The sequence below is a fragment of the Amycolatopsis sp. MtRt-6 genome (assembly GCF_017308975.1).
Taxonomy (GTDB): domain Bacteria; phylum Actinomycetota; class Actinomycetes; order Mycobacteriales; family Pseudonocardiaceae; genus Amycolatopsis.
The window spans coordinates 183409-201673 of record NZ_JADWPD010000020.1 but is presented as its reverse complement, the minus strand read 5'-3'; the positions used below and the strand labels follow the sequence as shown (position 1 = coordinate 201673).

The 18265-nt window shown below is 71.5% G+C and carries 13 protein-coding genes; 6 read left to right on the top strand and 7 right to left on the bottom strand.

Translation table 11 applies throughout. The features are described 5' to 3' along the window. Nucleotides 1-16: 16 nt before the first annotated feature. Both I4Q55_RS30335 and I4Q55_RS30330 read right to left on the bottom strand, forming a co-directional pair. Nucleotides 17-955, bottom strand: coding sequence for a transposase family protein (locus tag I4Q55_RS30335; RefSeq protein ID WP_206792447.1), 939 nt, complete (start codon nt 953-955; stop codon nt 17-19). A 285-nt stretch (nt 956-1240) separates the two neighbouring features. Continuing rightward, nucleotides 1241-2029, bottom strand: coding sequence for an SDR family oxidoreductase (locus I4Q55_RS30330; RefSeq protein ID WP_206792445.1), 789 nt, complete (start codon nt 2027-2029; stop codon nt 1241-1243). 300 nt (nt 2030-2329) lie between these two features. On the opposite strand from I4Q55_RS30330, the gene gltB reads away from it, so the two are divergent. The 5 genes from gltB (at nt 2330) to I4Q55_RS30305 (ending at nt 12534) form a co-directional block, all read left to right on the top strand. Then, nucleotides 2330-6883 (top strand): glutamate synthase large subunit, encoded by a 4554-nt coding sequence (gene gltB, locus I4Q55_RS30325; RefSeq protein ID WP_206792469.1) that lies wholly within the window; start codon nt 2330-2332, stop codon nt 6881-6883. Further along, nucleotides 6876-8384, top strand: a complete 1509-nt coding sequence (locus tag I4Q55_RS30320) for a glutamate synthase subunit beta (RefSeq protein WP_206792443.1) — start codon at nt 6876-6878, stop codon at nt 8382-8384. The genes gltB and I4Q55_RS30320 overlap by 8 nt, the downstream gene beginning before the upstream one ends. 127 nt (nt 8385-8511) lie before the next feature. Then, nucleotides 8512-9399 (top strand): serine protease, encoded by an 888-nt coding sequence (locus tag I4Q55_RS30315; protein ID WP_206792441.1) that lies wholly within the window; start codon nt 8512-8514, stop codon nt 9397-9399. Between the two features lie 81 nt (nt 9400-9480). Continuing rightward, complete coding sequence (locus I4Q55_RS30310; RefSeq protein WP_206792439.1) at nt 9481-10875, top strand: alpha/beta hydrolase; 1395 nt, start codon at nt 9481-9483, stop codon at nt 10873-10875. 267 nt (nt 10876-11142) lie between these two features. Then, entirely contained in the window at nt 11143-12534 is a 1392-nt protein-coding gene (locus I4Q55_RS30305) for a class II 3-deoxy-7-phosphoheptulonate synthase (RefSeq protein WP_206792437.1), read from the top strand. 3 nt (nt 12535-12537) lie between these two features. Here I4Q55_RS30305 and I4Q55_RS50675 read toward each other — a convergent pair whose 3' ends face one another. Then, nucleotides 12538-13104 (bottom strand): response regulator transcription factor, encoded by a 567-nt coding sequence (locus I4Q55_RS50675; RefSeq protein ID WP_206792435.1) that lies wholly within the window; start codon nt 13102-13104, stop codon nt 12538-12540. After that, nucleotides 13101-13499 carry a nuclear transport factor 2 family protein gene (locus tag I4Q55_RS30295; protein WP_206792433.1) on the bottom strand — a complete coding sequence of 133 codons (399 nt, stop codon included), beginning with the start codon at nt 13497-13499 and terminating at the stop codon, nt 13101-13103. Before I4Q55_RS30295 ends, I4Q55_RS50675 begins: the two co-directional genes overlap by 4 nt. Nucleotides 13500-13569: 70 nt before the next feature. Between I4Q55_RS30295 and I4Q55_RS30290 the strand changes: the two genes are divergently transcribed. Beyond that, nucleotides 13570-14169 carry a TetR family transcriptional regulator gene (locus tag I4Q55_RS30290; RefSeq protein ID WP_206792431.1) on the top strand — a complete coding sequence of 200 codons (600 nt, stop codon included), beginning with the start codon at nt 13570-13572 and terminating at the stop codon, nt 14167-14169. Nucleotides 14170-14260: 91 nt separating this feature from the next. Here the strand turns inward: I4Q55_RS30290 and I4Q55_RS30285 are convergent, their stop codons facing one another. The 3 genes from I4Q55_RS30285 to I4Q55_RS30275 form a co-directional block, all read right to left on the bottom strand. Next, nucleotides 14261-15559, bottom strand: a complete 1299-nt coding sequence (locus I4Q55_RS30285; protein WP_206792429.1) for a wax ester/triacylglycerol synthase family O-acyltransferase — start codon at nt 15557-15559, stop codon at nt 14261-14263. Nucleotides 15560-15745: 186 nt separating this feature from the next. Then, the gene (locus tag I4Q55_RS30280) at nt 15746-16450 is read right to left on the bottom strand and encodes a hypothetical protein (protein ID WP_206792427.1); all 705 of its coding nucleotides are present in this window, start codon (nt 16448-16450) and stop codon (nt 15746-15748) included. Between the two features lie 138 nt (nt 16451-16588). Beyond that, nucleotides 16589-18085, bottom strand: coding sequence for a flotillin family protein (locus I4Q55_RS30275; RefSeq protein WP_206792425.1), 1497 nt, complete (start codon nt 18083-18085; stop codon nt 16589-16591). Nucleotides 18086-18265: the final 180 nt, after the last annotated feature.

Sequence of the window (18265 nt, the reverse complement as noted above, 5' to 3'; positions counted from 1 at the left end):
CCCCAATGGGGTTGTTTCATCGTGGTTTGTGCTGGTCAGGTCGGGTTGAGGGGGTGTGGTAGTGCTCAAGCGGGGCCTGGCCGGGCGTTGTCGCGGACGTTCTGTTCGTGCTGGGTGAGCACGAGCAGGGCACGCAGCAGCGTGGTGGCGTGGCGTGGGTGGAGGCGGAGTTTGTCGAGGATGTGCCAGTGTTTGAGGGCGGCGAAGCCCCCTCCACCGCGCACCGCATCGCGGAGAACGCCGCGTTGGCCTGTTTCTGGGCCTTGGTCAGCGGCCGGTTCGCTTCGGCTTTGTAAGGGGTCAGCACGACCTGCTGGCATGGCCCCTCACAGTCGGGGCAGTCGCGGGTGGTGCGGACGTCTTTGTGCCAGCCGTGGAAGCCTTTGTCTCCGGCCGGGGTCAGGCCGTGGTGGTGCAGGTGCTGGCGGATCCGTAGCCGGCGGGCGGCGGTGATGTCGGCAGTCCGGCCCGGCAGTGCCGCTGAGACCCACAGCAACCGGCCGGTCTCGTCGGTCAGGGCGAGCACGACCAGGCCGTGGTGTTTGTGTTTGCCGTTGTCGTGGGCCCGGTTGTGCTTGCCGGTGCGGCGGCGGGTCCGGATCAAGGTGCCGTCCACCAGCACCACCTGCCCGCCTTGGGTGGCCTGGCGACGCAAGACCCGGTTCAGGCGGGTGGCGCGGGCGGCGAGCAGGCTGATGGCTTCCAGCACCCAGCGGCGGACTGTGGCGGCGGAAACGCCCATCCCGGCCCCGAGGTGGGCCAGGCGCGGGTCGTGGCGCAGCACGGCCAGGACCACCAGGGCCTGCCGGGCGGGGGTGGCTTTGCGCCAGCGGGACCGCAACCGCGCCCGGTGGGCACGGATCAGCCCGGCCAGCATCTGCAGGGTCGCCTGCGAGATCGGAAGGACAACCTGGTAGGAAAGAGACTCGAAGCCCTCGGCGGGTGGTTGACTCACATCTCGATCCTGCCGAGGGCTTCACCCATCTCCAGGTTCGCCACGCTGGTCCCGGCACCACTTCCTGCCACCACAGGCAACCACCACCAACCCAACACCCCCGACCAGCCACAACCACGATGAAACAACCCCAATGTGGCCTTGGTTGCGTTGGACGCACCGAAGGCCACATTGGGTGCGTTGGACGCACCGAAGGCCACATTGGGGCGCTGGCCGGTGGTCAGCAGGGCTGGGCGCCGCCCCCGGTTTCCACGCTACCCGGGGGCACCGACAGTTTCGGGTGGGTCAGGTCAGGTCCGGGAGGCCCAGTTCCAGGTTCGGCGCCTGCAACCCGCCGTCGACCTCGATGATCTTGCCCGTGATGTACCCGCCCGCCCGGGACGCCAGGAACACCACCGTTGCCGCGATGTCCTCCGCCTCGCCGATCTTGCCCAGTGGTGTTGCCGACTCCATCTTCGACTTGAGTTCCGGGTTGCCCACCACGATCTCCAGGGCCGACGTCGCCACCGAACCCACCGAGATCGCGTTCACCCGCACCCGCGGCGCCAGGTCCGCCGCCGCGAGCCGCGTGTAGTGCGCCAGGGCCGCCTTCGCCGTTCCGTACGCCGCGAAGCCGCGGCCCGAGAGGCGGCCCATCGCCGACGAGATGTTGACCACCGAGCCACCCGTCTTCAACAGTGAAGGCGCCGCCGCCACCGTCAGCGCGTGGGCCGTGGCCACGTTGAAGCGGAACGCCTCCTCCATGAACTCCACCGACGACTCCAGCAGCGGCCGCGGGTACGTGCCGCCGACGTTGTTGACCACCAGGTCGAGGCGCCCGAACTCCGAGACCGCCGTCGACGCCAGGTCCGCCGCCGCGTCCGGTGCGGAGAGGTCCACCGGCACCTCGACAGCGCGTCGGCCTGCTGCCGAAACGAGCGAAGCCACTTCGGAGAGTTGCGAAGCCGTACGGGAGGCGATGACCACGTCGGCGCCTGCTTCGGCGAGGGCGATGGCCGTGGCCGCGCCGATTCCCCGCCCTGCGCCGGTGACCACCGCGACCTGGTCGGTAAGCTTGAACCGGTCGAGGATCATGGCCGGAAATGTAACACGTTCTAGTGACCGCGGACACATCTCGGCGATCACGTCACGTTGGTCTTGACCGGAGTTTGCGAGCCGTATACTTAGCGGAACGAACTACCGGGAACCCATCAGGAACTACGTCGTTCCGCGCAGCCAGATCGTTACCGTCCGACGTCGTCCGGGGCGCTCCGAAGTGCTGCTCCCGTGTTTCCCAGGTGTTAAAGTCGCGCTAACGAAGCGGGCCATCGTCGTCCCGTGCGCTCCCCGGCCGGTAGCCCGGCCCCGCACGACAAGACGACGAAGGAGGTCCCGTTGATCTTCTCCGCCATTCCCGGCAAACAGGGTCTGTACGACCCGGAGACCGAGCAGGACTCCTGCGGTGTGGCCATGGTGGCCGACATCCGCGGGCGCCGCTCCCACGGCATCGTCACCGACGGCCTGGCCGCGCTGACCAACCTCGACCACCGCGGCGCCGCGGGTGCCGAGCCCACCTCCGGCGACGGTGCCGGCATCCTGCTCCAGCTGCCCGACGCGCTGCTGCGCGCCGAGGTCGGCTTCGAGCTGCCCGCCCCCGACGAGCGGGGCCACCACACCTACGCCGCCGGCATCGCCTTCCTGCCGCAAGACGCCGAGCAGCGCCGCAAGGCCGTCGAGCTGGCCGAACGCATCGCCGTCGAAGAAGGCCTGGAGGTCCTCGGCTGGCGCGAGGTCCCGGTCGACGCCGACCGCGCCGACATCGGCCCGACCGCCCGCTCGGTCATGCCACACTTCGCCATGCTTTTCGTCACCGGCGACGGAAAGCCGGGCCTGGAGCTGGACAGGCTCGCCTTCTGCCTGCGCAAGCGCGTCGAGCACGAAAGCGCGAACTCCGGCTGTGGCACCTACTTCCCGTCGCTGTCCTCGCGGACGATCGTCTACAAGGGCATGGTGACGCCGGAGCAGCTGCCCGCGTTCTTCACCGACCTGCGCGACGAGCGGCTGGAAAGCGCCATCGCGCTGGTGCACTCCCGCTTCTCCACCAACACCTTCCCGTCGTGGCCGCTGGCCCACCCGTTCCGGTTCGTGGCCCACAACGGCGAGATCAACACCATCCGCGGCAACCGCAACCGCATGCGGGCCCGCGAGGCGCTGCTGGAATCCGACGTCATCCCCGGCGACCTGTCCCGGCTGTTCCCGATCTGCTCGCCGGACGCGTCGGACTCCGCGTCCTTCGACGAGGTGCTGGAGCTGCTGCACCTCGGCGGCCGGTCGCTGCCGCACGCCGTGCTGATGATGATCCCGGAGGCGTGGGAGAACCACGCCACCATGAAGCCCGAGCGCCGCGCCTTCTACCAGTTCCACGCCAGTCTCATGGAGCCGTGGGACGGCCCGGCGTGTGTCACCTTCACCGACGGCAGCCTGGTCGGCGCGGTCCTCGACCGCAACGGCCTGCGCCCGGCGCGCTGGTGGCGCACGGCCGACGACCGCGTCGTCCTCGCCAGCGAGGCCGGCGTGCTCGACGTCGCGCCGAAGGACGTCGTCGCCAAGGGACGGCTCAAGCCCGGCAAGATGTTCCTCGTCGACACCGAGGCCGGCCGGATCGTGGACGACGAAGAGGTCAAGTCCGCGCTCGCCGCCGAGCTGCCCTACGACTCGTGGCTGCACGCGGGCCTGCTCAAGATCGCCGAGCTGCCCGACCGCGACCACGTCGTGCAGAGCCACGACTCCGTGCTGCGGCGCCAGCTTTCCTTCGGCTACACCGAAGAAGAGCTCAAGATCCTGCTCGCGCCGATGGCCGAGAAGGGCGCCGAGCCGATCGGCTCGATGGGCTCCGACACCCCGCCCGCGGTGCTGTCGAAGCGGTCCCGGCTGCTCTACGACTACTTCAAGCAGAACTTCGCCCAGGTGACCAACCCGCCGCTGGACGCGATCCGCGAGGAGCTCGTCACCTGCATGGCGCGGATCATGGGCCCGGAGCGCAACCTGCTGGCCCCCGGCCCGGCGTCCTGCCGGCACCTGAAGCTGCCGTACCCGGTCATCGACAACGACGAGCTCGCCAAGCTCATCCACATCAACGACGACGGCGACCTCCCCGGCTTCGCCTGCAGTGTCCTTTCCGGACTGTACGAAGTGGACGGCGGCGCCGACGCGCTCGCGGCGGCCATCGAGCGTGTCCGGCGCGAGGCGTCCGAGGCGATCGCGGCCGGCGCGCGCACGCTCGTGCTGTCCGACCGCGACTCCGACCACCGGATGGCGCCGATCCCGTCGCTGCTGCTGGTCGCCGCGGTGCACCACCACCTGGTCCGCACCAAGGAACGCCTGCGCGTCGCGCTGGTCGTCGAGTCCGGCGACGCGCGCGAGGTGCACCACATCGCGCTGCTGCTCGGCTACGGCGCCGCCGCGGTCAACCCGTACCTGGCCTTCGAGACCATCGAAGACATGATCGGGCAGGGCGCGGTCACCGGCATCGAGCCCGCGAAGGCGGTCCGCAACTACGTGCAGGCGCTGGTCAAGGGCGTCCTGAAGATCATGTCCAAGATGGGCATTTCGACGGTCGGCGCGTATACCGCCGCCCAGGTCTTCGAGTCCCTCGGCCTGAGCCAGGACCTGCTCGACGAGTACTTCACCGGGACGTCGTCGAAGCTCGGCGGTGTCGGCTTGGAGGTGCTCGCCGAAGAGGTCGCGACGCGCCACCGCCGCGCGTACCCGGAGAACCCGACCGACCGTGTCCACCGTGGACTCGAGACCGGTGGCGAGTACGCCTACCGCCGCGAGGGCGAGCTGCACCTGTTCACGCCGGAGACGGTGTTCCTGCTGCAGCACGCGTCCAAGACCGGCCGCGACGAGGTCTACCGCAAGTACACCGACGAGGTGCACCGCCTCTACCGCGAGGGCGGCACCCTGCGCGGGCTGTTCAAGTTCAAGGAGGGCGTCCGCGAGCCGGTGCCGCTCGACGAGGTCGAGCCCGCCGAGGCGATCTTCAAGCGCTTCAACACCGGCGCGATGTCGTACGGCTCGATTTCGGCCGAGGCGCACGAAACCCTGGCCATCGCGATGAACCGCATCGGCGGCCGGTCGAACACCGGCGAGGGCGGCGAAGACCCCGAGCGGCTCTACGACCCCGAGCGCCGCAGCGCGATCAAGCAGGTCGCGTCGGGCCGCTTCGGTGTCACCAGCGAATACCTCGTCAACGCCGACGACATCCAGATCAAGATGGCGCAGGGCGCGAAGCCCGGCGAGGGCGGCCAGCTGCCGCCGAACAAGGTGTACCCGTGGATCGCGCGCACGCGGCACTCGACGCCGGGTGTCGGCCTCATTTCGCCGCCGCCGCACCACGACATCTACTCCATCGAAGACCTGGCCCAGCTGATCCACGACCTCAAGAACGCCAACGAGCACGCCCGCATCCACGTGAAGCTGGTGTCCTCGCTCGGCGTCGGCACGGTCGCGGCCGGCGTGTCCAAGGCGCACGCCGACGTCGTGCTCATCTCGGGCCACGACGGCGGCACCGGCGCGTCCCCGATGAACTCGCTCAAGCACGCGGGCACGCCGTGGGAGATCGGCCTCGCCGAGACCCAGCAGACCCTGCTGCTCAACGGCCTGCGCGACCGCATCACCGTGCAGGTCGACGGCGCCATGAAGACCGGGCGCGACGTCGTCATCGCGGCGCTGCTCGGCGCCGAGGAGTACGGTTTCGCGACGGCCCCGCTCGTCGTCGCGGGCTGCATCATGATGCGCGTCTGCCACCTCGACACCTGCCCGGTCGGCGTCGCCACGCAGAGCCCCGAGCTGCGCAAGCGCTACACCGGCCAGGTCGAGCACGTGGTCAACTTCTTCAAGTTCGTCGCCGAAGAAGTCCGCGAAACGCTGGCGGCGCTGGGCTTCCGCACGCTCGACGAGGCCATCGGCCACGCCGAGCTGCTGAACACCGACGAAGCCGTCGACCACTGGAAGGCGTCCGGCCTCGACCTGGCGCCGATCTTCGAGATGCCGCAGGAGACGCCGTACGGTGGCGCCAAGCGGCGCACGCGTGGCCAGGACCACGGCCTCGAGCACGCCCTGGACCGCACGCTCATCCAGCTCGCCGAGGCGGCGCTGGAAGACGCGCACCACGTGAACATCGAGCTGCCGGTGCGCAACGTCAACCGGACCGTCGGCACGCTGCTCGGCTCGGAGATCACCCGCCGCTTCGGCGGCGACGGCCTGCCCGAGGACACGATCAACGTCAAGCTCACCGGCTCGGCGGGCCAGTCGCTCGGCGCGTTCCTGCCGCGCGGCATCACCCTCGACATGGTCGGCGACGCCAACGACTACGTCGGCAAGGGCCTCTCCGGCGGCCGGATCGTCGTCCGCCCCGACCCGGAGGCGTCCTTCGCGGCCGAGGCGCAGACGATCGCGGGCAACACGATCGCCTACGGCGCCACCGGCGGCGAGATCTTCCTGCGCGGCCAGGTCGGCGAGCGTTTCTGCGTCCGCAACTCCGGCGCCACGGTCGTCGCCGAGGGCGTCGGCGACCACGCCTTCGAATACATGACCGGCGGCCGCGCGGTGGTGCTCGGCCCGACCGGGCGCAACCTGGCGGCCGGCATGTCCGGCGGCATCGCCTTCGTCCTCGACATCGACGCGAAGAAGGTCAACCAGGACATGGTGGACCTGCTCCGGCCGACCGCCGACGACCTGGCGTGGCTCAAGAAAACCGTGCAACAGCACTACGATCTCACCCGCTCCGCGGTGGCGGCCTCGCTGCTCGGCGACTGGCCGCGCCGCTCCGTGGCGTTCACCAAGGTGATGCCGCGCGACTACCAGCGGGTCCTGGACGCGGCGAAGGCGGCTCGTGCCGCGGGCCGCGACGTCGACGAGGCGATCATGGAGGCCGCTCGTGGCTGACCCGACCGGTTTCCTGAAGTTCGAACGCGAAGAGCCTGCGAAGAAGTCCAAAGAGGAGCGTCTCGCCAGCTGGGGCGAGGTCTACGCGGACGTCGACCCGAACGAGCGCAACGAACAGGTGCGCAAGCAGGCGTCGCGGTGCATGGACTGCGGCATCCCGTTCTGCCACTCCGGCGGTTCCGGCTGCCCACTGGGCAACCTGATCCCGGAGTGGAACGACCTGGTCCGCCGCGGCGACTGGGCCGCGGCGAGCGACCGCCTGCACGCCACCAACAACTTCCCCGAGTTCACCGGGAAGCTGTGCCCGGCGCCGTGCGAGGCGGGCTGCGTGCTGTCGATCTCGCCGCTGTCCGGCGGTCCGGTCTCGATCAAGCGCGTCGAGCAGACGATCGCCGACCAGTCCTGGGAAGCGGGCTACGTCCAGCCGCAGGTGTCGGAGGTGTCCAGTGGCCGCCGGGTCGCGATCGTCGGCTCCGGGCCGGCCGGGCTCGCCGCCGCCCAGCAGCTGACCCGCGCCGGGCACGAGGTCACGGTGTTCGAGCGCGACGACCGCCTCGGCGGGCTGCTGCGCTACGGCATCCCCGAGTTCAAGATGGAGAAGAAGGTCCTCGACCGGCGCCTCGCGCAACTGCGCAAGGAAGGCACCCGGTTCGTGACGGGCTGCGAGGTCGGCGTCGATCTGTCGGTGGACGACCTGCGCGCGCAGTACGACGCCGTGGTCCTGGCGGTCGGCGCGCTGCGCGGCCGCGACGACACGACGACGCCGGGCCGCGACCTCAAGGGCATCCACCTGGCGATGGAGCACCTGGTGCCGGCCAACAAGTTCGTCGAGGGCGACGGCCCGCCGTCGATCGACGCGCGCGGCAAGCACGTGGTGATCATCGGCGGCGGCGACACCGGCGCGGACTCCTACGGCACGGCCACCCGCCAGGGCGCGCTGTCGGTGACGCAGCTCGACCAGTACCCGATGCCGCCGTCCACCCGGGACGACGAGCGCTCGCCGTGGCCGACGTGGCCGTACATCCTGCGCACGTACGCGGCGCACGAGGAGGCGGGCGAGCGGAAGTTCGCGGTCGCGGTGAAGCGGTTCGTCGGCGACGACGAGGGCCGCGTCACGGCGGTGGAGCTGCAGGAGGTCCGCGTCCAGAAGGACCCGGCCACCGGCCGCCGCGAGGTCATCCCGGTCAACGACGAGGTCGAGACGCACCCGGCGGACCTGGTCCTGCTGGCGATCGGCTTCGAGGGCGTCGAGGAGATGCCGCTGCTGGACGGCCTCGGCCTGTCGCTGACCAAGCGCGGCACGCTGTCGTGCGGCGCGGACTGGCAGACGGAGACGCCGGGCGTGTTCGTCTGCGGCGACGCGCACCGCGGCGCGTCCCTGGTGGTGTGGGCGATCGCCGAGGGCCGCTCGGTGGCCAACGCGGTCGACACGTACCTCACCGGTGCGTCCGACCTGCCCGCCCCGGTCCACCCGACGGCCCTGCCGCTCGCCGTCGTCTGACGTAGTGCCCGCCATTCGGCCGTAGTGGATACGGCCGGATGGCGGTGTGCGCTCTGTGGCCCGGCGCTTACTTTCGAGTAGCTGTGTCGCCTTTGCGACGATTCACTTCTGCCGAAGGTGGGGCGTCTTGAAGCACACGAAACTCCGGGCCGCGGTGGTCACCGCCGTCGTCTCCCTCGCCGTCGCCCTGGTCGGGACCCCCGCCCAGGCCGCACCGAAACCCTTCTGGACGCCCGCTGCCATGCAGGCGGCCGTTCCGATGGACTCCCTCGTCAAGGCCCCGGCCTTCACGCCGAAAGACGTGGCGAAAGGGCAGAGCGCGATCATCCAGAGCATCCCGAACGGGGGTGGGGCGTGGACCGGCGGCGGCAAGGTCACCCAGACCGCCGGGCGCGTGTTCTTCGTCTTCAACGGCCAGAAAGCGTCCTGCTCCGGGGACGCCGTCACCAGCACCAACGGCAGCGTCGTCATCACCGCCGGGCACTGCGTGAAGTACCAGGGCAGCTGGCACACCCAGTGGGTCTTCGTGCCCGGCTACAACAACGGCAACGCCCCCTACGGCCAGTGGGCGGCGAAGAGCACCCTCACCACCCCGCAGTGGGAGGCCAGTGAGGACATCAACTACGACGTCGGCGCGGCCGTGGTCAACCCGCTCAACGGCCAGCGGCTCACCGACGTCGTCGGCGCGCAGGGCATCGCGTTCAACCAGCCGAGGAACCAGAGCATGTACACCTTCGGCTACCCGGCCGCGGCGCCCTACGACGGGTCGAAGCTGATCTACTGCAGCGGCAGCACCTTCACCGACTTCCTGCTGACCAGGGACCACGGCATGAGCTGCAACATGACCGGTGGTTCCAGCGGCGGTCCGTGGTTCCTGTCGTTCAACGAGGGCACCGGCACCGGCGTGCAGGCCTCGGTGAACAGCTTCGGCTACACCTTCCTGCCCGGGTACATGTTCGGGCCGTACTTCGGCGCCGACGCGCAGAACCTGTACAACCGCGCGCAGGCCGCGTGAGCCACGTCAGCCCAGGGGCGGAGCGGGAGTTCCGGTCCCTGGGCTGACGTCCGCGCGCCGCCGCCCCGGCAGGCTCGGGGCATGCGGAAAACCCTGATCGCACTGGCCTTCCTGCCCTTGCTCGCCGCACCGCCGGCGGAGGCGGCACCGGGACTGCGGTGGACGGCCCCCTGCCCGGACTACGGCATGTCGCCGTCGCCGACGGCCGGCCTCGAATGCGCCACCCTGCGCGTGCCGCTCGACTACGCGCACCCGGAGCGCACCATCGAGCTGACGCTCTCCCGCCACGCCGGCACGCCCGGCAAGCGGCGCGGTGTGCTGCTGATGAACCCCGGCGGGCCGGGCAGCCCCGGGCTCGCCATGCCCGCGCAGCTGCTGCAGCGCATGGGCGGCTCCGGCCTCCCGGACGCCTACGACGTCATCGGGTTCGACCCCCGCGGCACGGTCTACAGCACGCCGGTGACGTGCGGCATGACGACGGCGGAAGAGCGCGGTGCGGTCCTCGGCCCGTACGCGGACGGACCGCGTGACGTCGCCGCCACCGCCGCGAAAGCGCGTGCCGTGGCGGAGAAGTGCGGGAGCGCGTCCGCAACGGACATGCTGCCGCACATGACGACCGCCAACACCGCCCGCGACCTCGACCGGATCCGGGAAGCGCTGGGGGAGAAGAAGATTTCCTACTACGGGGTCTCCTACGGCAGCTACCTCGGCGCCGCCTACGCGTCGATGTTCCCCGGCCGCACCGACCGCGTCGTGCTCGACAGCGTCCTCGGTCCGCGCGGTCTCGACGTCCGCGCCCACCAGCGGTTCGCCGAAGGCTTCGACGACCGGTTCCCGGACTTCGCCACGTGGGCGGCCCAGCGCGACGACGTCTACCACCTGGGCCGGACCCCGGCGGAAGTGACGGCGAAGTTCTTCGAGCTGGCCGCCGTCCGCGGGCCGGAGTTCCGGGCGAACACGTGGAACGGGCTCTACGACGACGCGTTCTTCCCGGCGGTGGCCCGGGAATGGGCGGGCACCGCGCGCACCGCGGCCGGCCCGCTCGACGGCGACAACCATGCCGCGCTGCAGCTGCAGGTGCTCTGCAACGACGCCGACTGGCCCGAACAGCTCGGCTACTACCAGCACGCGGTCGAACGCGAACGGGCGCGGCACCCGATGTTCGGCCCGGCCGCGGCGAACGTGAACCCGTGCGCGTTCTGGCCCGTCGAGCGCGCCGAACCGCCGGTGCGCGTGGGCGGCCCCGGCCCGGCGAACGTCCTGCTGGTGCAGAACCTCCGCGACCCGGCGACCCCGCTGTCGGGCGCGCGGGAGACGCGGGCGGCGTTCGGGGCCCGCGCCCGGATGATCACCGTCGACGACGGCGGGCACGGCGTTTTCACGCGGGAGAACGCTTGCGGGAACGCGGCGGTGCTGGGCTATCTGCGTGACGGGGTCTTCCCGGCGGTGGACGGCGCCTGCCGCTCTGACGGGTAACGGGGATTCGCGGGCGTGGAGGGGTGCCGCGCCGGCCTGCTGATCCCGGTCTGCGCACGGCGGTGAGCAGTGCCCAGTCGCCGCCACCGCACCTCCGGAGTGGTCCCCTTGCCGCGTCTCGCCCCGTGGACGATCACGGCCATCGGGGTGGAAAACCGGTGGCCGAAATCAGCAGTTCCCAGCTCAGCGGCCGATGCCCGGTGGCGCGAGAACTTCGGTAGCCAACCGGGCGAAGCGAAGCACGCGGCAAACCTTATCCTGGTCTGCGTGAACTGGACTGTGGACGTCCCCGTCGACACACTGCCCGAGCTGCCACCCCTGCCGCCCGACCTGCGGGCCCGGCTCGACACGGCGCTGGCGCTCCCGGCCGCGCAGCAGCCGGAGTGGCCCGACCCCGAGGCGACCCGGCGGGTCCGCGCCGTGCTGGAGAGCGTGCCGCCGATCACCGTCCCGGCCGAGATCGACCGGCTGAAGAACCGGCTCGCGATGGTCGCCCGCGGTGAGGCCTTCCTGCTGCAGGGCGGCGACTGCGCGGAGACGTTCGAGTCCAACACCGAGCCGCACATCCGGGCCAACCTGCGCACGCTGCTGCAGATGGCCGTCGTGCTCACCTACGGCGCGAGCCTGCCGGTGGTCAAGGTCGGCCGCATCGCCGGCCAGTACGCGAAGCCGCGCTCGGCCGCGACGGACGCGCTGGGCCTGCCGGTCTACCGCGGCGACATCATCAACTCCCTGGTCGCCAAGCCCGAGCTGCGCGTGCCGGACCCCGGCCGGATGATCCGCGCCTACGCGAACGCGGGCGCGGCGATGAACCTCGTCCGCGCCCTCACCGGCGCCGGCATGGCCGACCTGCACCAGGTGCACGACTGGAACAAGGACTTCGTGTCGGCGTCGCCGGCGGCGGAGCGCTACGAGCAGCTGGCCGGCGAGATCGACCGCGCCCTGCGGTTCATGAGCGCCTGCGGCGTCACCGACACGTCCCTGGAGTCGACCGAGATCTTCGCCAGCCACGAGGCGCTGCTGCTCGACTACGAGCGCTCCATGCTGCGGCTCGACAACGCGGACTCGGCGAACCCGAACCTGTACAACCTGTCGTCGCACTTCCTCTGGATCGGGGAGCGGACCCGCCAGCTGGACGGGGCGCACATCGCGTTCGCCGAGCTGCTGGCCAACCCGATCGGGTTGAAGATCGGCCCGACGACCACGCCCGAGCAGGCCGTGGAGTACGTCCAGCGGCTCGACCCGCGCTTCGAGCCGGGCCGGCTGACGCTGATCGCGCGGATGGGCAACAGCAAGGTCCGCGAGGTGCTGCCGGGCATCGTCGAGCGGGTCGAGGCGTCCGGGCACAAGGTCATCTGGCAGTGCGACCCGATGCACGGCAACACCCACGAGTCGTCGACCGGGTACAAGACCCGCCACTTCGACCGGATCGTCGACGAGGTCCAGGGCTTCTTCGAGGTGCACAACCAGCTGGGCACCTACCCGGGCGGCATCCACGTGGAGCTGACCGGCGAGGACGTCACGGAGTGCCTGGGCGGCGCCCAGGAGATCTCCGACGTCGACCTGTCGGGCCGCTACGAGACGGCGTGCGACCCGCGGCTGAACACGCAGCAGTCGCTGGAACTGGCGTTCCTGGTCGCGGAGATGCTGCGCGGCTGAGACTCACACCGGCGCCAGGCCGGCCGTGCGGGCCAGGGTGATCGCCTCCGCGCGGCCCCTGGCCCCCAGCTTCACGCTGATCACGGACACCCGGTTGCGCACCGTCTTCGGCGCGATCCCGAGGCGGCGCGCGATCACCGCGTCGGCGACGCCGTCCGCGGCCAGCGCCAGGATCTCGCGGTCGCGCGGGCTGAGGGCCGGCAGCGGTGCGGGGGACAGCAGCAGCCGGGTGATCCGGTCCGCGATGCCGTCGCCGAACACGACCGCCCCGGCCGCGACGTTGTGCACCGCCCGCACCACGTCGGGCGGACCGGCGCCGGCGGGCAGGAAGCCGCGCACCCCGGCGCGCAGGGCGCCGGTGATGGCGGCGTTGTCCGGCGCCGTGATCGCCAGGACCGGCACCTCGGCACGGGCCGCCACGTCCGCGCCCAGCGCGAGGTCCAGCACCAGGACGTCCGGCCGGTGGCGGCGCACGGCCTCGAGCGTCTCGGCGGCGGTGCCCGTCTCGGCCGCCACCGTGATCCCGGTGGCGACCGGCGGGCAGGCACCGGCCAGGACGACGGTGGTCACTCGGAGACCGGGACGGGCGGGCCCTGCCAGACGTTCTCGCGGCTGATCAGGCCGTCGCGGAACTCGCAGACGTGCAGCAGCCGGAACGTCACCCGCTGCCCGGCCGGCGCGCCCGGGAACCCTTCGCCGGTCAGGCAGGTGACCTGGCATTCGTCGACGAGGAAGTCGTCGCCGTACAACCGCGAGACGGGTTCGACCCGCTCGTCCAGCATCGCGGTGAACAGGTGCCGGTAGCGGTCGCGGATCGCTTCGGGGTCCCGCAGCTTCTCCACGGGGAACCCGACCGCGTCGTGCACGACGTCGTCGCTCAGCGTCGCGAGGATCGCGTCGAGGTCGTGTGCCGCCTCGGCCGCGAAGTGCGCCCCGAGGACTTTGTCCATTTCTTCCGGAGTCATGAGCCTCCCCCTCCTGTGACGATGTTATCGTCATGAGAAAGCTCTCTCATGTCAAGGAGATTTTCTCACGATGAGCCGCGACAACCAGAAACAGCGCACCCGCATCGCGCTGCTCGAGGCGGCGGCCGGCATGGTCAAGGACGGGCACCCGCTGACGGTGGCGGCGGTCGCGGAAGCGGCGATGGTGTCCACCGCGACGGCGTACCGCTACTTCCCGAACCCGCAGTCGCTCTGGGCCGGGCTGGCCGAGCGATCGGGGCAGAACCTCCACGTCGACGCGCTGCTGGCGGAGACCGGCGACGACCCGGCGGCGCGGATGGACGCGGTGATCCGCTACATCGCCGGCCTGCAGTTCGGCGACGAGCCGTCGTGGCGCGGCCTGGTCCGCGCCAACCTCGACCGCTGGTTCTCCCAAGGCGGCGGCTCGGCCGAGTCGCCGGTGCGCGGCGAGACCCGCATCCGCATGACGCGGCAGGTCCTCGAGCCGCTCGAGGGCGCGCTGCCGCCCGAGGTCCACCGCCGGCTGACGATGGCCCTGATGCTCGTCTACGGCGTCGAGGCGCTGATCGTCACCCGGGACGCGTGTCACCTGGAGCCGGAGGAGGCCACGGAGGTGATGCGCTGGGCCGCCCAGGCACTGATCAAGGCGGCCGAAGCCGAACGCGGCTAGCGCCCCAATGTGGCCTTGGTTGCGTTGGACGCACCGAAGGCCACATTGGGTGCGTTGGACGCACCGAAGGCCACATTGGGGCGCATTGGCCTCAGGAAGCGTCGAGCAACCGGGCCGCGGACTTCAGGACCGCGTCCCGCAGCGAGCCGACGTCCGGCACCGCCGCGCCGTTGGCCTGCAGTCCGATGTGGACCGAATCGCGGTACGTCGCGACCGCGATGCCCACCGCGTGGCGCGGGGCCAGCGGCACGAACGGGTAGACCTCCGCCAGCCGGGCGCCGTCGAGCGACAAGCGGGCCGGCGGCAGCGGGACCGTGGTGATCACCAGGTCGAACAGCATCGGCGCGGCCTGGCCCGCCGTGCGGGTGCCCAGGCGGTGCAGCAGCGGCGGGACGCGATCGGCCAGCAGCGGCAGCGCGCCCGCGCCGCGGCTCGGGCCCGCCGCCTTGTTGCGCGTCATCGCCCGGCGGACCGCCCGCAGCCGCTCGACCGGGTCGTCCTCGCCGACCGGCAGGTCGCACAGGTACCCCGAAAGCTTGTTGCCGCCGAGCTGCTCCCCGGCGCGGCCGCGCACGCTCACCGGGATCAGCGCCCGCAGCGTGCGGCCGTCGGCGCGCTGCCCGCGGTTGACCAGCCACTCGCGCAGCGCACCCGACAGCACCGCCAGCACGACGTCGTTGGTCGTGCCGCCGTGGGCGCGGCGCACCCGGCGCAGCTCGGTGAGCGGCAACCGCACGAACCCGAGCCGCCGCTCGGCCGACGGCGGGGCCGACACCGGGGAGAGCGGCGGCCGCGCGGCCCGCACGAGCGACGACGCGATGCCCGCCTGGTCCCACACCGTGCCCAGCGCGTCCTTGACCGTGTCCAAAGTGGAGCGCGGGGCGGGGATCGGCGCGGGACGCCGCTGCTCCGGCAGTTTCACGCCGTCGAGCAGCCCGGCCGCGACCGCGTACGCGCCGGCGCCGTCGGTCAGCGCGTGGTGGAGTTTGAGCAGCAGCGCGAACTTCCCGTGCGGGAGCCCGGTGACGAGGGTGAGGTGCCACAGCGGCCGGGACGTGTCGAGCGGCTCGGCGATCCACCGCGACGCGTACGCGGCAAGCGGGTCCGGCTCGTACAGCGAACTCAACACGACGTGGTGAATGTGGTCGCTCGCAACAAATCCCGGGTCGTCGCTCCAGCTGGCCGAGCCGGGCGGGAACAGCTCCGCGCGCGCCCGCTGGCGCAGCTTCGGCAGCCGGGCGGCCCGCTGCGCGAGCAACGCCGTCAACGCGGCGGGGTCGACCGCGCCGCGGGCGGTGAAGGTGACCACCGCTCCCATGTGCATCGGGGTGGTTTCGCTTTCCAGGCACAGGAAAGCGACGTCGAGTGCGCTGAGCGGCGAGCCTGCCATGGGCGACCTTTCCGGGTTCGCGGGGGGCGCACGGCCACGTGCGTCGGAAGGGAAGGAACCCACTGCACCAGCCCGACATGACAGCCGGGTGGTCGAAGTGTTTCCACGACGCTAACTCGCCACCCCGTTCATCCATTCGAGATACCCCGGGGCACGGTGCCCGGGCTCACAGATCAGGGAAGGGATTCATTCCCCTGGCGCAGGCCGGGGTTCTTCCGCCTGGGCGACCGCGGTCCCCCAATCGGGGGTGAGCGCGACCTGCTTGCCGACCCGGCGCACCGGCAGGCCGTTGACCTGCCGCCTGCCGAGCCCCGGCCAGATCTCCGCGGCGTCCTTCGCCGCGGCGCGGATCGCCCCGCCGTCGAGCGTCGTGCGGGTCTCCGGGATCTCGCGGTCCGTCCACTGCACGACGAGCTTCAGCGGGCCGGCCGAGGGCAGTGGCCACAGGAACACCTCGTGGTCGACGGCGAACCGCGTGCCGCCGACCGGCTGGGCCCGCAGCACCGGGGCGTCCGGTTCGGACGCGGACGGCACCGAGATCGTCTCGGAGCTCGCCCGGCTGCCGTCGGCGTAGAGCACGCCGATCAGCAGCCCGTTGTAGTCGGGCTTGCGCCGGTGGTCGATCAGCCCCTCGGCGGGGTCGTCGACCAGGCTGTCGCGCGAGTACACCGTGACGCGCAGCGTCAGCGCCTGCGGCCACACCTCGATGGCCCGCAGCGCCACCACCGTGCGCTCGGACCGGCCCAGCGGCTGCGCCCACGGCAGCACGGCCGGGACGATGTGCTCGCGCGGGGGATCGGTCCAGTGCCGCCCGTTGAACGCGTAAAGCTCCTGTTCCGGGACGGGGAACAGGGGACGCTCGCGCGGACCGCCGGTGAAGAAGCTGCTCATCGGGCGGCCCGCGACACGCTGTCCGGCACCATGCGCCCACGGTAGGACAACCGCCCGGGAATTTCCGCCCCCGATCGGGCGTACGGCCCCGGCTTCCCGTGATCCGGGACACACCGGGGCCGTACGCAGCGTGATCGGCTAGTCGCTCAGCTTGAGCTCGCCGTTGCGCTGGGCAGCCTCGTTCCCGGCCGGCTTGCCCATGGCGTCCATCAGCTGCCGGGCAAGGCCGAGGCCGGTTCCGCCGAGCGACAGCGCCTTGGCGAACATGTCGGACATGCCGTCGGCGCCGTTGAGCACGACCATGTGGTCGACGTTGCCGAAGGCGCTCGCGCCCGCCTCGACGATCTCCGGCCAGCGCTCGGCCAGCTGCTGCGCGACGACGGCTTCCTGGTTCTCCGCCAGCGCCGCCGCGCGTGCCTTGATCGCGTCCGCTTCGGCGAGCCCCTTCGCGCGGGCCGCCTCGGCCTCGGCGAGACCGCGGGCCTTCGCGGCTTCCGCCTCCGCCAGGCCACGGGCCTTGGCCGCGGCGGCCTCGGCCTCACCGGTCGCCCGGGTGGCGCCCGCCATCGCCTCGGCGCGGGCCTTCGTGGCCTGGGCCTCGGCCTCGGCGGCCGTCTTGACGCGGGTGGCGTCCGCGGCGGCCCGCAGCTCGGTCTCCCTGGCCTCGGCCTGGGCCTTGGCGATCGAGGCGTCACGGGCCGCGTCGGCCGCCGTCCGCGTGTCGTACGCCTTCGCGTCCGCCGGCTTGCGGACCTGCGACTGCAGCCGCTGTTCGGCCAGCGCGGCCTCCAGCTCGGCGGCCCGCGTCTCCTGGACGACGACCTCCTGCCGCGCGGTCGCCTCGGCCAGGGGACCGGACTGCGACGCCTTCGCCCGCGCCTGGTCGACCTCGGCCTGGTAGCCGGCCTGCTGGATCTGGCTCTCGCGGACCGCGGCCGCCTTCTTCGCGGCGGCGATCTGCTCGGCCTCGGCGGCCTCCTGGTCGCGCTGCGCCTCGGCGATGCGCGCCGACGCGGCGACGGCGGCGGCGTGCGGCTTGCCGAGGTTGAGGATGTAGCCGGTCTCGTCGTCGATCTCCTGGATCTGCAGCGAGTCGACGATCAGCCCCAGCTTGATCATCTCGGTGGCCGAGGACTGGCGGACCTCGCCGGTGAGCGCGTCCCGGTTGTGGATCATCTCCTCGAGGGTCAGGCCGCCCACGATCGAGCGCAGGTGGCCGCTGAACAGCTCGTGGATGGTGTCGTTCATGCCTTTCTGCTGGTCGAGGAACCGGCGGGCGGCGTTGGCGATGGAGGCGTAGTCGTCCCCGACCTTGTAGATGACGACGGCCCGCACGGTGACCGGCAGGCCCTGCTTGGTGACGCAGGAGACCTGGAGGTTGACGCCCCGGGTGTCCAGCGACAGCCGCCGGGCGGTCTGGAACCCGGGGATGACGTTCACCCCGCGGCCGGTGATGATCTTGAAGCCCAGGCTGTCCGCGGTCTCGGCGCGGTCGACGCGCACGCCCAGCCCGGAGATGATCAGCGCCTCGTTCGGTTCGGCCACCTTGTAGAGCAGCCGCAGGATCCCGAAGACGACGATCAGCACGACGACGAGCCCACCCGCCGCGTACAGCAGGATTTCGACGAGGCTCATGGCACCGACCCCCTCGCTTTTCCGTTGTGGGTTGTGCCTCTTCGACGCCGTCAGCGGCTCAGCGGTTGCCACCCGGACGGGGAAATCGGCGCGGCCGGCCGCAGGTGCCGGGTGGGCCTCGTGGCCCGCCGCCGCGGGGTCGCCGAACGCCGGCCGGAGCTGTCGCTGTCGGTGGCTCGC